The organism is Pseudonocardia ammonioxydans (assembly GCF_900115005.1).
In the GTDB taxonomy this organism is placed as follows: Bacteria; Actinomycetota; Actinomycetes; order Mycobacteriales; family Pseudonocardiaceae; genus Pseudonocardia; species Pseudonocardia ammonioxydans.
The window spans coordinates 1-14846 of record NZ_FOUY01000075.1; the positions used below are offsets into that span (position 1 = coordinate 1).

The 14846-nt window shown below is 69.1% G+C and carries 17 protein-coding genes; 8 read left to right on the plus strand and 9 right to left on the minus strand.

The features are described 5' to 3' along the window. Positions 1-80 precede the first annotated feature (80 nt). The 4 genes from BM093_RS32320 to BM093_RS32335 form a co-directional block, all read right to left on the minus strand. On the minus strand, positions 81-353 hold the full coding sequence (locus tag BM093_RS32320; protein WP_245773956.1) for an MBL fold metallo-hydrolase: 273 nt from the start codon (positions 351-353) through the stop codon (positions 81-83). A gap of 159 nt (positions 354-512) precedes the next feature. Further along, on the minus strand, positions 513-1559 hold the full coding sequence (locus BM093_RS32325; protein WP_093356421.1) for an LLM class flavin-dependent oxidoreductase: 1047 nt from the start codon (positions 1557-1559) through the stop codon (positions 513-515). Between the two features lie 182 nt (positions 1560-1741). Then, complete coding sequence (locus BM093_RS32330; protein ID WP_093356425.1) at positions 1742-2776, minus strand: NAD(P)H-dependent flavin oxidoreductase; 1035 nt, start codon at positions 2774-2776, stop codon at positions 1742-1744. 13 nt (positions 2777-2789) lie between these two features. Continuing rightward, on the minus strand, positions 2790-3938 hold the full coding sequence (locus BM093_RS32335; protein WP_093356430.1) for a thiolase C-terminal domain-containing protein: 1149 nt from the start codon (positions 3936-3938) through the stop codon (positions 2790-2792). Between the two features lie 256 nt (positions 3939-4194). Here BM093_RS32335 and BM093_RS32340 point away from each other — a divergent pair, with 256 nt between their 5' ends. The 6 genes from BM093_RS32340 to BM093_RS32365 all read left to right on the plus strand — a co-directional run bounded on the left by BM093_RS32340 (position 4195) and on the right by BM093_RS32365 (position 8989). Next, positions 4195-5010, plus strand: coding sequence for an enoyl-CoA hydratase/isomerase family protein (locus BM093_RS32340; protein WP_093356433.1), 816 nt, complete (start codon positions 4195-4197; stop codon positions 5008-5010). Between the two features lie 13 nt (positions 5011-5023). Next, positions 5024-5431: a Zn-ribbon domain-containing OB-fold protein gene (locus BM093_RS32345; protein WP_093356438.1), complete on the plus strand. Its 408-nt coding sequence runs from the start codon at positions 5024-5026 to the stop codon at positions 5429-5431. Next, a complete protein-coding gene (locus BM093_RS32350; protein WP_093356443.1) occupies positions 5428-6618 on the plus strand; it encodes an acyl-CoA dehydrogenase family protein in 1191 nt (396 codons plus the stop codon). Before BM093_RS32345 ends, BM093_RS32350 begins: the two co-directional genes overlap by 4 nt. A gap of 69 nt (positions 6619-6687) precedes the next feature. Next, a complete protein-coding gene (locus BM093_RS32355; protein ID WP_177238843.1) occupies positions 6688-7308 on the plus strand; it encodes a TetR/AcrR family transcriptional regulator in 621 nt (206 codons plus the stop codon). After that, positions 7305-8075: an SDR family NAD(P)-dependent oxidoreductase gene (locus BM093_RS32360; protein ID WP_093356448.1), complete on the plus strand. Its 771-nt coding sequence runs from the start codon at positions 7305-7307 to the stop codon at positions 8073-8075. Before BM093_RS32355 ends, BM093_RS32360 begins: the two co-directional genes overlap by 4 nt. After that, complete coding sequence (locus BM093_RS32365) at positions 8069-8989, plus strand: LLM class flavin-dependent oxidoreductase (protein ID WP_218163033.1); 921 nt, start codon at positions 8069-8071, stop codon at positions 8987-8989. The genes BM093_RS32360 and BM093_RS32365 overlap by 7 nt, the downstream gene beginning before the upstream one ends. Here the strand turns inward: BM093_RS32365 and BM093_RS32370 are convergent, their stop codons facing one another. Further along, positions 8990-9997, minus strand: coding sequence for a TIGR03617 family F420-dependent LLM class oxidoreductase (locus BM093_RS32370; RefSeq protein WP_093356452.1), 1008 nt, complete (start codon positions 9995-9997; stop codon positions 8990-8992). It lies immediately after the preceding gene. A 200-nt stretch (positions 9998-10197) separates the two neighbouring features. Here BM093_RS32370 and BM093_RS32375 point away from each other — a divergent pair, with 200 nt between their 5' ends. Further along, a complete protein-coding gene (locus tag BM093_RS32375; protein ID WP_177238844.1) occupies positions 10198-11742 on the plus strand; it encodes a class I adenylate-forming enzyme family protein in 1545 nt (514 codons plus the stop codon). 84 nt (positions 11743-11826) lie between these two features. Here BM093_RS32375 and BM093_RS32380 read toward each other — a convergent pair whose 3' ends face one another. The 3 genes from BM093_RS32380 to BM093_RS32390 form a co-directional block, all read right to left on the minus strand. Further along, the gene (locus BM093_RS32380; RefSeq protein ID WP_177238845.1) at positions 11827-12393 is read right to left on the minus strand and encodes a TetR/AcrR family transcriptional regulator; all 567 of its coding nucleotides are present in this window, start codon (positions 12391-12393) and stop codon (positions 11827-11829) included. Positions 12394-12713: 320 nt separating this feature from the next. Beyond that, entirely contained in the window at positions 12714-13190 is a 477-nt protein-coding gene (locus tag BM093_RS32385) for an acyl-CoA thioesterase (RefSeq protein ID WP_093356460.1), read from the minus strand. Between the two features lie 43 nt (positions 13191-13233). Next, positions 13234-13509 (minus strand): hypothetical protein, encoded by a 276-nt coding sequence (locus BM093_RS32390; protein WP_218163034.1) that lies wholly within the window; start codon positions 13507-13509, stop codon positions 13234-13236. On the opposite strand from BM093_RS32390, the gene BM093_RS32395 reads away from it, so the two are divergent. Then, positions 13475-13930 (plus strand): alcohol dehydrogenase catalytic domain-containing protein, encoded by a 456-nt coding sequence (locus BM093_RS32395; protein ID WP_245773957.1) that lies wholly within the window; start codon positions 13475-13477, stop codon positions 13928-13930. The two genes, BM093_RS32390 and BM093_RS32395, sit on opposite strands and share 35 nt — an antisense overlap. Here the strand turns inward: BM093_RS32395 and BM093_RS32400 are convergent. Continuing rightward, positions 13920-14846: glucuronyl esterase domain-containing protein (locus BM093_RS32400; RefSeq protein ID WP_093356463.1), on the minus strand; the 927-nt coding region annotated here is incomplete at its 5' end. The genes BM093_RS32395 and BM093_RS32400 overlap by 11 nt on opposite strands.

Here is a 14846-nt window from a genome sequence, read left to right on the forward strand (position 1 = left end):
GGATACCGCCGCTTACGCCGAGCCACCCGTCCACGATGGACCAGACCCAGTCGCCGACCACGGAGACACGCCGCCTCTTCTCAAACACGCTCTAAGCGACGGCCGCTCGCCGATTCCAGGCTCACCTGCATGCCGAACTCCCGGCGCAGGTGGACGGCTTGGGTGTAGTGGTCGCGGTGGACCTGGGTGATCAGGAAACGGCGGATGTCGGCGAAGGAGTAACCGAGGAGGTCCAACGCCGCACCGAGCTGATCACGTGCCTGCTCGATTGCCCAGCCTGCGTCGACCAGGACCACGCCGGTGCTGCTGGTCAGTGTGTAGACGTTGACTGCCTTCAGGCCGTCGTTGGGCAACGGCAGCGGAATGCGATCTACCCCCCCGGAGCCACCTCGAAGGGCCCCAGGAGTCGTCCAGTCCGTCGAGGTCGGGACTGATCGCAGCCGGTCGACGGGGGTCGCCGCCGAGGCCGCTTCTGGTCGGCAGGGAGCTGCTCGAACGTTCCACGAGCCCGCTCAACGGCCGAACGTTTCGATGATCGCGTGCACGTTGTCCGAGAATCGCTGGTCCGACAGGCCGAAACTCGGTGAGTACAACAGGGCGTGCTCGTAGAGACCTTTGAAGTCCTCGGAGAACCGCTGCCGGGCCTCCTCCGGTGTGCCGGTGACCGCCATGATGTCGACGAGCCCGTCGGGCACTGCGTCGATCATCGCCTCCCGGTCGCGCCGCTTCCACGCCGCGCGGATGGTGTCCACATCGTGTTCGTAGCCGTGCAGGGCGAAGACCGCGGCGTAGGTACGGACCACGGCGTAGAAGGCGATCTGCGCCTTGGCCTCGGCTCGGGCCACCGCAGGATCGTCATGGATGGAGCAGATGACATATCCGGCGAGTGCGACATCGCTGTCCTGCCGTCCGGATCGGGCGATACCCGCCGCCAGCGACGGCCGCACCACCTCCTCGACGTAGCGCCGGGTGAAGATCGGATGGCCGACGAGGCCGTCCGCGACCGTGCCGGCAGCCCGGATCATGCGGGCGTTGACCCCGGCGAGGTAGACCGGAATGTCGCGGCGCAGCGGCGGCACGACGTCGACCGTCGGCCGGAGATGCACGGAGTAGAAGCGGCCGTCGTGATCGACCCCCTGGTCGTCCATGCTCCAGAAGCGGCGCAGCAGCGGGACGAGTTCCTCGACGCGCAACGCCGGAGCCTCGGGGTCGGCTCCGTGCCAGTCCCGCTGCATGGTGCGGGTGCCGGTGCCCAGCCCGAGGATCAGCCGGCCGCCGGAGAGCTCGTCGAGGTCACGGGCCTCGGCCGAGAGCACCAGCGGCGACCGACCGACGGCGTACGCGATGGCGCTGCCGATGGTGACCCGCTCGCTGCACTGCGCCATGGCGGCGAGGGATATCGTCGCGCTCCGCTCGTAGAACTCCGTCGTCCAGACGGAGTCGAAGCCCGCTGCCTCGGCTCGGGTCGTCAGGTCGACGACGGTGCGGAGGTTGCCGCCGAGCAGCACGATTCCGGGTGGGCGCGGTGACTTCCCCGGGACGGTCTCGCCGCTCACCATGTCTGTGCGTTCACCGCTGTCGAATCTCCTCTCGCCCGCGACGTGGGGGACGCGGTCGGGCCGGCCCTGCGCAGTCAGGCGCTGTCGTTGCCAGGTAGCTGATCGGCAGATCCGGCGATCGCGCCGGGCTGCGGGACGGGCCGTCCGGCCGCGGTCGGTACCGCGGCCGGAGACCGGTCGGGTCAGTGGACGGGCTGGCCGACGCCGGCGAGTCGCCGCAGGATGTCGGCGGCCTCGGCGGCCATGCGCGGGATGAACTCGGCGATCGAGACCAGCTCGTGGATGCCGCTGACGACCTGGCCGGCCGGCATCGCCCCGTTGTCGACGTCGCCGTCTTCCTGCGCCCGGATCAGGGCCTCGTCCTTCCAGCGGGTCAGCTCGTCCTGACTCATCTCGTTCGTGCGGACGATCTCGAGGAGCCGGTCGACCCCGGCGTTGTGCAGGCCGCGCGCGGGCCCGTAGACGGCCGGGAAGACCATGTCGTCGCCCTCCCCGGCGTCGAGGATCTTCTGGGCGTAGGCGGTGTGCCAGTCGGTGTTGTCCTCGGTCGCGATGAAGCGGGTCCCCATCGCGACCCCGCTGGCGCCGAGTGCGAGGGCCGCGGCGAGGGTGCGCCCGTCGCGGGCTCCGCCGGACAGCACGACCGGGACCGAGACGGCCTCGGTGATGTTGGGGACCAGCACGAAGGTGTGGACCGGGGTGGCGTGGGTGTGGCCGCCCATCTCGTAGCCGGAGGCGATGATGACGTCGACGCCCGCGTCCTCGGCCTTGCGCGCGTGTTTGGTGGAGCCGACCTTGTGCATGTGCACGAGTCCGGCGTCGCGGATCAGGGGGCGGAACTCGCCGGGGAACCCGGCACTGGTGGTGAGCGCGACGAGCTGCCGCGACAGGGTGCTGTCGCTGTCGCGGGCCTCGACCACCGCCCGGATGTAGGCCTCGCTGACCGGGAGGACGGTGCCGGCGGCATCGCGGCCCACCGGCACGTTCACCGCGAACGGCCGATCGGTGGACGCGGCGACCTGCTCGATGTTCTCGCGTAGGAGCCGGGAGCCCACCGCCGGGTCCTTCGTCATGCCGGGCATGCTGACGGTTCCGAGACCACCGGCCGCCGAGGCCGCGGCGGCGATCCGGTTGGTCTTGAACGGCCCCATGCCCTCCTGGATGATCGGATACTCGATTCCCAGGAGCGCGGTGAGTCGGTTGGACAACTCGGCCATGGTGTTCCTCCGTCTATCGGTCGGTGGTGAGGACGAGCGCGGATCCGTCGACGAGGGCACCCGAGGTCACGACGCCGACGTCGTGCCTGGCCACCTGCCGGTCCCCGCCCCGGCCCTGGATCTGCAGGACGGCCTCGGCGACGGTATTCATGCCGTGCAGGTATCCCTCGGCGAGCAGCCCGCCGTGGGTGTTGACCGGCAGGCTCCCGTCCAGGCGGGTTGCGCCCGACCGCACGAAGTCGCCCGCCTCGCCCCGGCCACAGAAGCCGAGGCCCTCCAGACCCATGAGCACCACGCTGGTGAAGCAGTCGTAGATCTCCGCGAAGTCGACGTCGCTCGCCGTGATGCCGGCCCGGCCGAAGAGCTCGTCGCGCAGCAGGCTGGTGAAGTTCCGCGTGTAGTCGTCGTAGAGCAGCTGATCACCGATGTCGAGTCCGGGTCGGGGCCCCGCCCGGTAGGCCGCCGAAGCGATCACGGCAGGGGGCTGTCGCAGGTCCCGCGCTCGGTCCAGGCTGGTGACCAGCACCGCGCAGGCGCCGTCCACCTCGCTCGTGCAGTCGGCGACGCGGAACGGGTCGGCGATCATGGGTGAGGCGAGGTACGAGTCGAGGTCCAGCGGCTTGCGCTGGATGGCCCGCTCGTTCATCTCCGCGTAGGCGCGCTGGGCGATCGCGACGGCGGCGAGCGCCTCCGGGGCGGTTCCGGTCTCGTGCATGTAGCGCCGCGCCCACATGGCGATATACATGAGGTAGGCGTTGTAGCCGATCGGGTAGCGGTACTGCGCGGCCCCGCCGGGGAACGACCCGCTGCCGACCCGGATGCCGGAGCGCCCGTTGAGTGCCCGGAACACCAGCACGTTCTCGGCATAACCCTGAGCGACCGCCATCGCCGCCTGCTGGACCATGAAGCACGGCGACTGTCCACCCTGCTGGAAGTCCATCACGAAGCGGAGCCCGGGCACCGCCAACGACGTGGCCACCGCCTCGCTCGACACGGAGTCGCCGAGGACGCTGAAGCTGACCACCCCGTCGATGTCGGCCAGGGCGACTCCGGCGTCCTCGGCGGCCTTGCGGCCCGCCTCCGTCGCGAGGTCCAGGACCGTTCGTCCGGACGCCTTGCTCAGTTCGGTGTAGCCGACGCCGACGGCTGCAGCTGTTCTCATCGCACCTCCTAGGGGCCTGGAACATAAGCGCGCCGATCTCCATCAGTCAACCGTGCGGTCGAACTTTTGCCTTGACGTCGATTAGTGACCCAGTGTTAGCTAAAGATGTGAGTCGGGCGTCGTCCGCAGGGGTGTCGGCAATCGCCGCAGCTCGCGCGAGCTGCGCGTCCGCGGCCAGCAGCCCCGCGAACCTGGACAGGACCGTGACCCCGATCCGCGGCCAACGTGCGTCGATGGCCCATCTTGGAGGGCAACAATGACTGAGAACGACAAGATCCTCGTCGAGCGGATCGGGGTCGACGAGCACGGTTCGTTGCTCGGCCTGGTGACGCTCAACCGTCCGGCCGAGATGAACCCGCTCGACTGGGACACCGGGCTGGAACTCGGTCGCATCTTCGACGAGCTGTCCGCCGATCCACTCGTGCGGGTGGTGGCGATCACCGGCGCCGGCCGGGCGTTCTCCGCCGGCGGCGACATGAAGAAGTACAAGACCCTGCAGCGCGACGCCGTCGACTTCCCCCAGTTCCTCGAGGACCTCCATCGCGTCTTCGCCCGGATCTCCCAGCAGCCCAAGCCGTTCGTCGCTCTCGTGAACGGCATCGCCGTCGCGGGCGGTATCGAGCTGATGCTGTCCTGCGACCTCGCCATCGCCTCGACCTCGGCGAAGATCGGCGACGCCCACCTGCCCTTCGGGCAGATGGGTGGAGGTGGCGTTCTGACTCTGCTCCCGCGCGCGGTCGGCCCCGCCCGAGCGCGCGAGCTGATCTTCTCCGGTCGGCTGCTGACCCCGGAAGAGGCGCTCGACTGGGGCCTGGTGAGCAAGGTCGTCGACGACGACCAGCTGCGCGCAGCAGGCATCGCGTTCGCGGCGGATGTCGCCACGAAGTCACCGCTTGCCGTGGCGAACGCCAAGAGCGTCCTCAACTCGGCTCTCTGGGACGGCACCGGGGTTCACCAGGGCATGCGCCTCGAGCGAGAGGTCACCGCTCGCTACTGCCTGACCAGCGAGGACGCCCCCGAGGGCCTGGAGGCCTTCGCCGGCAAGCGCCGTCCCCAGTTCACCGGCCGATGAGAAGGAGCAACTCGTGACGACCACCGAACAGGCCACGCCCCGGCCGGTGCCCGATCTCGACAGCCAGGCTTTCTGGGCCGGGCTCCAAGCCCATCGCATCGTCCTGCAGCGCTGCGCGAGCTGTGAGCGGCGACGGTTCCCGGCGATGCCCTCGTGCCCGTACTGCGGGCACCCGGACTGGCGGTCGGAGGAGATCTCCGGAACCGGCACCGTGTTCTCCTACATCGTCGTCCATCGAACGTTCGACGCCGCGTTCACCGCGGACCTGCCCTACACCATCGCGACGGTCGATCTTGACGGCGGCGGCCGGATCGCCGCGCGGATCGACGGCACCCCGTCGATCGATGCCAAGGCCGTCGCGGTCTTCGTCGACCACCCGGAGTGGACCGAACTCCGGTTCCGAATCGTGGAGGAATCGTGACCTCGACACAGTCGCCCACCCGCCCGGCCGCCCCGTCCCCCTTCGCCCAGACAGTCCGTCGGTTCACCGAGCAGAAGGTCATGCCGCGCAACCGCGAGCTCGACCAGCATCCCCAGGACATGACCCTGATCCGGGAACTGCTACTCGAGGTAGGACGGCTCGGCCTCTACGGTGCGATCATCCCGGAGGAGTACGGGGGCACCGGCCCCGACTCGCTGGCCATGCACGAGGGCATCGAGGAGTTCGCCTACGGCAACGCCGGGTTGGCCATGTCGACGATGCCGACCTACCTGCTCGCCCGCGCGGTCGGCCTGCACGGCACGGACGAGCAGAAGGCGCGCTGGCTGCCCCCCATCGCCGAAGGCCGGATGGTCGGGGCCTGGGCCGTCACCGAGCCGCACACCGGTTCCGACGTCGCGAACATCACGACGAAGGCCGAACGCACCGCCACCGGATGGCGTCTCAACGGCCGCAAGATGTTCATCACCAATGCCACCATCGCCGACTGCCTGCTGATCCTGTGCCGCACCGGAGGGCCAGGGATCCGCGAAACATTGACAACCTTCGTCGTCCCGATGGACCTGCCCGGGATCGCGGTGCCGCAGGCACTGGAGAAGATGGGCCTGCGCTCGTCCCCCACGTGCGAGCTCGTCCTCGACGACGTCGAGGTCTCCGACACCGACCGCCTCGGACCGGTCGGCCAGGGCTGGCAGATCGGGATGGACGTGCTCGACTACGAGCGCCTGGCGGTCCCCGCGATCTCGGCGGGGATGTGCACGCGTGCCCTCGACCTCGCCTCGAAGTACGCTGCCGACCGCACCGCGTTCGGCAGCCGACTCAACCAGATCGGCCCGGTGAAAGGCATGCTCGCCGACATCGCCAGCGGTGTCCTCGAATGCCGGCTGCTCTACCGGCACGTTGCAGACCTGGTAGACGCCGGACGTCCCTCGATCATCGAGGGCTCCATCGGCAAGCTCGTCAGCGCCCGGCTCGCTAACACCGTCACCAGCCTGGCCGTCCAGGTCCACGGCGGCTACGGCTACACCCGCGAGTACGAGGTCGAGCGCCTCTATCGGGACGCCCGCCTGTTCGCCATCGGCGGTGGCACCAGCGAGATCCAGCAGAAAATCATCGCCGAGCAGCTCACCCGCGAACCCGGCTGGAGCAGGACGGCCGCCCTCTCCTGAACGAGTTCGGCAGCGCAGGTTCGGGCAGGGCAGCAGCCACCGGGTGGAGACCAGAGGGAGGTAGTGACGGTGGCTGCGCCCGCCGACGAGCCGCTGAGCAGAGCCGCGCGCCGGCGGAACAGGCGGCTTACCGACATCCTCACCGCCACCGCCGACGTGCTGGCCGAGCACGGGTACCGCGAGACCAACCTGGATGAGATCGCGGAGCGTCTGGACCTCACCCGAGGCTCGCTCTACCACTATTTCGCGAGCAAGGAAGAACTCGTCACCACCTGCCTCGACTGGGTGGCGACGCTGGTCAACGAACGACTCAGCGCGGCCGCCCGACAGCAGAAGGGGACCGCCAGCCAGCGGCTCACCGTGCTGATCGAGACCCAACTGGACTGCATCGTCGGCGAGTACCCGCAGATGGCCCGACTGTTCCTGCAGCCACTGGACTGGCCCGAGCCGCTCCAGCTTCGGAGCAAGGCGCTCCGCCTACAGCACGACGAGATCTTCCGGTCGGTCATCCGGGACGGAATCGCCACCGGCGAGTTCACCCTCGCCGACGAGGCGATCGCGATGCACTGCCTGCACGGCGCCGTGAACTACGTACCGGTCTGGTTCCGGCCGGGTTGCCAGAAGGACTACAAGGAGATGCACACCATCGTGGCTAGACAACTGCTGCGCCTGTTCCGAGCGACACCATGAGCCACGCGTTGCTCACCGAACTCTTCGGACTCACCGGGCGCCGCGCCCTGGTCACCGGCGCCAGTCGGGGCATCGGAGCGCGGGCCGCGCAGGCCCTCGACGCCGCCGGTGCACGAGTGGCGCTCGTGGCGCGCGGCGAGAGTCAACTTCGTGACGTGGCCGCGACGCTGGAGAACGAGTCCCTCGTGATCACGGCCGATCTCGCTCAGCGGGACGCGGTCGACCGGATCGCCGAGGAGGTGGGCGCCGCGTGGGGCGGCGTCGACATCCTGGTCAACAACGCGGGGCTGTCGCGGCCGGCGCCCGCGCTGAAGCTCGCACCGGCCGACTGGGACGACGTCGTCGACCTCAACCTGCGCAGCGTCTTCACCCTGACCCAGGCCCTCGCGGGAGGAATGCTCGAGCGCGGCTACGGGCGGGTCGTCAACATCAGCAGCGTCCTCGGCCTGCTCGGCGACGCGTACGCAGCGCCCTACTCCGCATCGAAGGCCGGCCTCATCGGCCTGACCCGCTCCCTCGCCGTCGAGTGGGCCGCGCAGGGGGTCACGGTGAACGCGCTCTGCCCGGGCTGGGTCGACACCGAGATGGTGACCGACCTCCGCGAGGACGAGCGCTTCGACCGGCGGGTCCGCAGGCGCGTCGCCGCGCGCCGATGGGGAGTGCCCGGTGACATGGACGGGGCGCTGCTGCTGCTCGCGTCGCCCGCCTCGGCCTATCTGACCGGCCAGACCGTGGTCGTCGACGGGGGGTTGTCCGCAGGATGGTGACGCCCCAGATCGGAGTCATGCTGCCGATATCGGATCCCGTCGGCAGGGGCACGGCGGACATCGCCGCCGCGGCGCGGCACCTCGAGACGGTCGGGGTGGACGCCGTGTGGGCCGGCGACCACCTCGCCTTCCACACCCCGATCGTCGAGTCCAGCATCGTGCTCGCCACGGCGGCGGCCGTCACCACCCGGGTACGGTTGGGGTTCGGGGTGTTGCTGCTCGCGCTGCGCCCCCCGGCGTGGGCGGCGAAACAGATCAGCTCGCTGCAGGCCGTCTCCGGGGATCGTGTGGTCCTCGGCATCGGGGTCGGCGGGGAGAACCCCGCGGAGTGGGCGGCCGCCGGGGTCCCGCTGCACCGGCGTGGGGCCCGGACCGACGCGGTTCTCAGCGTTCTCCCGGAGCTGCTCTCCGGAGCGCCGGTCCAGATCCCGGACGGGGAGCGCGTCCCCGCTCTGCTTCCCTGCGGCGGCATGCCGCCGCTGTGGGTGGGCGGTCGCAGCGACGACGCGGTCCGCCGGGCCGCGCGCTTCGGCGACGGCTGGCTGGGCATGTGGGCCGACGAGGGCAGGCTCGCCCGGACCGCGGAACGACTGGGTCGCCTGGCGGAAGAGGCGGGCCGGGCGCGGCCGCGGACCGGTCTGGTCGTGTTCGTCCACATCGGGGACGAACACGAGAGCAGGGCCGAGGCGGAGAGCTTCGTCAGCGGCCAGTACCGGATTCCCTACGAGAAGGTCGAGCGCTACGCCGCCACCGGCTCCGTCGACGAGGTGGCCGAGCGGCTCGCCGGACTGGCCGCCGCCGGGGTGGACGAGTTCCTGCTGTTCCCGGCCGCCGTCGATCACCGCCGGCAGTACGACCTCATCGGAGAGGTGATGCACCGCCTGCGGCCCGGCGGCCCGCCCACCCCGGATTGATCAGGCTGCCAGCGCGGCCACGATCGGCCCCAGGGTCGCTGCCGGCAGCGGCGTCTTCAGATACAGGTTCATGCGGGTGAAGACGTCACCGAACCGCCGCGTGATCTCGGCAGCGACGTCATCCGGTTCCGCCACCACAGCGATCGAGGCCAGGATCTCATCGTCGATGAGGTCCGCCATCTCCGCCCAGCGGCCCGCCTTCGACATCACGTTGAGCTCGCTCTGCAGCTCACCCCAACCGTGTACCTCGAGCACGGGCCGATATGCCGGTGTCGAGGCGTAGAACGCGATCTGCTTCTTGGTGGCCTGCTTCGCCGTGGCGAACTCCTCCTCGGTGGCGCCGGTGGTGACGAACGGCATCCCCACGATCTCGTAGCCCTCCATCGACAGCCCGGCGCTCTGCCGGCCCCGGCGCAGCGCCGGCAGCGTGACCTCCCGGAGGTAGCGTTCGGTGGTGAAGCCGTGGCAGAGGAAACCGTCGGCGACCTCGCCCGCCGTCCTGGTCATCGCCTCCCCGACGCCGGCGAGCAGGACCGGTGGGTTCCCGTAGGGGTTCGGTCCCGGGTCGAACATCGGGGTCATCAGCGTGTGCCGGTAGAACTCGCCCTCGAAGTGCAGCGGCGAGGCATCGCTCCAGGACGTCCAGATCGCCCGCACCGCGAGGACGAACTCCCGCATCCGCGCGGCCGGATGCGACCAGGGCATCGAGAAGCGCCGCGTGATGTGCGGGCGGATCTGCGAGCCCAGGCCCAGCAGGAACCTTCCCCGCGACACGAGCTGCAGGTCGTTCGCCGAGACCGCGAGCGTCATCGGGGAACGCGCGAAGGCCACCGCGATACCGGTACCGATCTGCACCCGCGACGTGACCGCCGCGGCGAGCCCGACGCCCAGGAACGGGTCGTGGGCGGCCTCGAGCAGCCAGGCGCCGTGATAGCCCGCCGCCTCCACCTCCCGGATACGGTCGCCGACGTCCACCGGCGACGTGTCCAGCTGGTAGTCGATCTTCACGTGTTCGCCTCTCCGTCGCTGTACGCCGATGCCGCCCGCCGGCGCAACCGTCCGATCAGTAGAACACTATCCCACTAAACGAACTTTGACTGTACGGTTGACTGCCTCGGCTCGCGACCCTAGCGTTCGGGACACATGCGGGCTCCGGGGTCCCGTTCATCTGGCACACCTCTCGAAGGGGCGAGGCATTGGCTCACCTAGTGCACGAATTCGTCGAGTCCGCAGTCCGGAGGTTCCCTGACCGCGTCGCGCTGACAGACGATTCAGGCTCCCTGACCTACCGGCAGATGTGGGACCGCAGCCGCCGGCTGGCGACGGCCCTCCTCGATCAGGGAGTGGTACCGGGCGACCGGGTCGTCGCCCTGATGAACAACCGCAACGAGTGGGTGGAGATCGACAACGCGGTGTCCATGATCGGTGCGGTCCGGGGTCGGCTGAACTCCCGTGACGGCGCCCGGGAGTACGCCTGGGTGCTCAACGACCTCACGCCGAAGGTGGTGGTGACCGGGCCGGAGTTCACCACCGTCGTCCAGGGCCTGGTCGACTCGGGCCAGGCACCGCCGGCCCGGGTGATCGGCCTCGCCGACAGCGGCGACTACGAGCAGCTGATCAGCACCTCCGCGCCCTTCGAGCCCGTCGCGATGAGCGAGGAGACCCCCTACCTGGTCTTCCACTCCTCCGGCACGACCGGTCACTACAAGGGCGCGATCTACCAGCACCGCAACTGGGTGGCCACCTACCGCAACATCCTGGCGACGATCATGGGTGACATGGGTCCGGACTGTGCGTTGCTGCACGTCGGACCGCTGTCGCACCAATCCGGCATCCTGACCGCCCCAGCGCTCTATCGCGGGGCCCGCTCGGTGATGCTTGGCCACTTCGATCCGAAGTTGTTCTTCGATGTCGTCGAGCGTGAGCAGATCACCCACTCGATCCTCGCCCCGGCGATCATCAATGCGCTGGCGAACCACCCCGACGCCTCGAACCGTGACCTGAGCAGCCTACGCTGTATCTACTACTCGGGCTCGCCGATCGCGCCGGTGGTGCTGCGCAAGGCGATGGAGATCTTCGGCCCGATCTTCATGCAGGGATACGGATCCACCGAGGGCGGCACGATCTACAACACGGTCCTCTACCCGGACGAGCACGTCGAGGCGCTCAAGAACCATCCGGACCGGTTGGCATCCTGCGGCCGGCCCTCGCCCTTCTTCGACGTCCGGGTAGCCGGTGAGGATGGCCGCGAGGTGCCGCGCGGAGAGATGGGCGAACTGCGGGTACGCGGGGACGCCGTGTCGATCGGGTACTGGAACCAGCCTGAGGCGACCGCGAGCGCCTACGTGGATGGGTGGTTCCGGATGGGCGATCTCGCGGTCCGCGACGAGGACGACTTCATCACGATCGTGGACCGCAAGAACGACATGATCATCAGCGGCGGCCTCAACGTCTACCCACGCGAGGTCGAGGACGTCATCTCTTCACACCCCTCGGTGAACGAAGTGGTGGTGATCGGCGTGCCCGACGAGAAATGGGGCGAGGCGGTCAAGGCGTGCGTTTCTCTGCACTCCGGTGAGTCGCTCACATTGGAGGCCCTGCAGGCCCATTGCAAGGCCACCGGTCTGGCCAACTACAAGAAGCCGCTGTCTGTGGACATCGTCGGGGAAGTGCCGAAGACGGCGGTCGGCAAGGTCTTCCGCCGTGCCCTGCGCGAGCCCTACTGGGAGGGGCAGCAGCGCCAGGTGGGTTAGCGCATGACCTACACGACGTCAGTCGGGGCCCCCGGACCGCTTTGCGGCCCGAGCCCCGACCGGGCGCCTCTCTAATCAGCCCGACTACGACGCAGAGGGCGGAAGGAACAACCGGAGCAGGTTGTCGGCGACCTTCGCCCCCATCTCGTCGATGTCCCTTCTGCGCCGTCCGCGGAACCATACCGGCACGTTGTTCATCGCACCGTAGAGGTTGTGCATGGCCACGTCCTCGTCGACCTCGAACTCCCCGGTCCGGATTCCCTCACGAACAACGGAGCGGAAGATCTCGTCGTGCTCGACCCGGAGGGCCCGGCTGCGCTGCCGGTACAGCTCGGGCCAGTCCAGTGGCTGCAGGAACAACCTGGCCATCTGCGGATACTCCCGCACGATGATGTCCAGTTGAGCTCGGATCAGCATGCCCAGCCGCTCGGCCGCTGTGCCTGATACAGCGCCTGAGGTCTCCCGCAGCCGCTCGTTCGCCGTGGTCGCGAGCGCTTCCAGGCAGGCGCTGACCAGCTCCTCCTTGCTCGGGAAGTAGTGGTAGAGCGAGGCCTTGGTAAGATCCAGCCGATCGGCGATCTCGTCCAGGCTCATGCCATGGAAGCCACGCTCGGACAGCACGTCGGCAGCCGCAGCAAGGATGTCGGCCACCTTGCGATCACGACGCCGCGCAACCCTGCTCGGGGCAGGCTCCGACCTCGCCTCTGCAGTCACGGCAAACAACCTCCTTGCCACCGCGATCCCCGTTCTAGTTCCAAAGAGCGCCGGCCGCGGATCCTCGGCGATGGTTTCACATCCGGGTTGCGTCCCACGTCATGGCCGTCCTCGTAAGTACCGATGCCCGGCGAGCTAGCCGATCGCGAGCAGATGGGTGACTGCGAGAGGTCGAGAAGACCACGCTCCTGCCGGCCCTGGAGGGAACTCGCCTCGTACTCCGTTCGCGCACCCACCACAGCTGGCCCGACGGACGTTCATGCCCGCGTGCGCTGCGCCGCGCACGGCTCGACCAGCTCGCGGGAGACGAGCTCGGACCGAAGCCACTCCGGCAACTCCCGGCGGGCGATGTCGGGGCGATCCCCGCCGCCGAAGCTGGCCCAGACATGCCAACCGGTGGCTCGTACCGCGACGACACCATCAGCCACCCGCCGCGCCTCCGCGGTCACCGAGAACGATGTGGTCCCGATACCCGACGGCCGGAGGGTGAGGGTGAACTCGTCGTCGAGAGAGAGCGGCGCCGGATAGGTCGCTGCCGAGGCAACACACGGACACGCCACACCGTTGCGCAGCATCGCGCTCACCGGGTGACCGACATCCTTCAACCATCCGGTGAACAGCTCCTCCATCCAGCGGTACGGTGCCGCGAAGTAGAGGATGCGAGCCGCGTCGACGTCGCCCATGGCGACCCGCCGACGAGTCGCAGCGAGGCTGTCGTGGGCACGTACGTCCATGCCTAGAGCCTAACACACGGTCGATAACCGACCACTCAGACAACTATCTACCGCGCGGTATCTTGAAGTCGGGGTGGAAGGCGGTGAAGTGCAGGGGCACGTCGGGCCCGAGGTGGTCGGCGATCCATCCGCACTCGGCGTCGATTTCGGCGTCGGAGTCGTTGTGCCCGGGGATCAGCAGGGTGGTGATCTCGAACCAGACATCGGTGCGGTGCCGCAGATGAACCAGCGTGTCCAGAACCGGTTGCAGGTGCCCGGCGGAGACCCGGTGGTAGGAGTCGTCGGTGAAGGCCTTGATGGGCCACGAGTACGTCGGCATCGTCGAGGAAACCGGCGACGACGTCACCACGATCAAGTCGGGCCAGTTCGTCATCGGCTCGTTCTTCGCCTCCGGCAACACCTGCCCCCTCTGCCAGGCCGGCTACCAGAGCCGGGGCGTGCACAGCGAGTACGTCGGTGCTGGTGGCGTGCAGGCGGAGCTGTTGCGGGTCCCGCTGGCCGACGGCACCCTGGTCGCCCAGGACGTCAGAGGGGTGGTCCACCCCGAGGCTCGCAGCGAGATCGGGGCTCGGACTGGCCAGAGCTCGATCGCACAGGTGGCGGGGTTGAACCGAGGCCACTCCAAGACACCGACGATCCGGAGCGAAGCTGAGCGACGGGCGTCAGCCCGCCACTGCTGCACTCCCGCGTGCACAGCCCAAGCGCCGCAGGAGCGCCGAACGGAAACCTCTACCGCTTGAACAGGGTCCCGCCCAGGTAGGTGTCCCAGTCGGCGTCGTCGAGGCCGTGACCGCCGGAGCGCAGGTGATAGCTCATGGCCGGCCCGCGGAACCGCTCGTCGGTGACAGGCGGCCAGCTGGGCGAGGACAGTCCGGTGTCGCCGAGGCCGTAGAGGTCGTAGACGGGAGCGGCGCCGAGATAGGACAGGAACTCGCCCTGGGGGTCGGCGTTGGAGTCCTCGGTGGCGCTGCCGACTACGACACGGCCGGGCGCGACCAGGGCCAGCAGCTGATGCTGGTCGACCGGCAGCGAGTCCGCGTTGCCCGCGTAGTCGCTGTAGGTGGGTGGGAACCAGTGCGGGAAGGCGTCGGTGATGGCGGCGATGGATTCGCCCGCGTCGTCGCGGCGGGCGAGTTTGGCGCCGGTGGAGCCGGAGTTGTTCGAGACGATCACGGGGAAGCGGGTGTCCTGAGCTCCGGCCCACAGCGCGGCCTTCCCGCCGCGGGAGTGGCCGATGACCGCGATCTTGTCCGGGTCGATGTTGGGATCGTCTTGGAGGTAGTCCATGGCGCGGCTGGCACCCCAGGCCCACGCGCTGATGGCCCGCCCGGCGTCGTCGGGCAGCTCGGTGCCGGAGGGGTAGAAAGCGTCGATGACCCCGGAGCGGTAGCTGCCGGGGTCATCGGAGGCGACCTCACCGGCGTCGAGCGCGGCGAAGGCGTAGCCGGCGTCGAGGATCGTGGGGATCGGGGCGTAGCCCGACGAGCCGGGCTCGTCGCTGACCGAGCCGCGGTGGTCAATCAGCAGGAACGTGCCCTTCGGCTTGGTGCCGCCGTCGGGGACGAACAGGCGCAGGGTGAAACTCGCCGAGCCCTCCGGCCCGGTGACCTCGATGCTCACCTTCTTCCCGCCCTCGGACAGGGGCTGGTCGTCGAA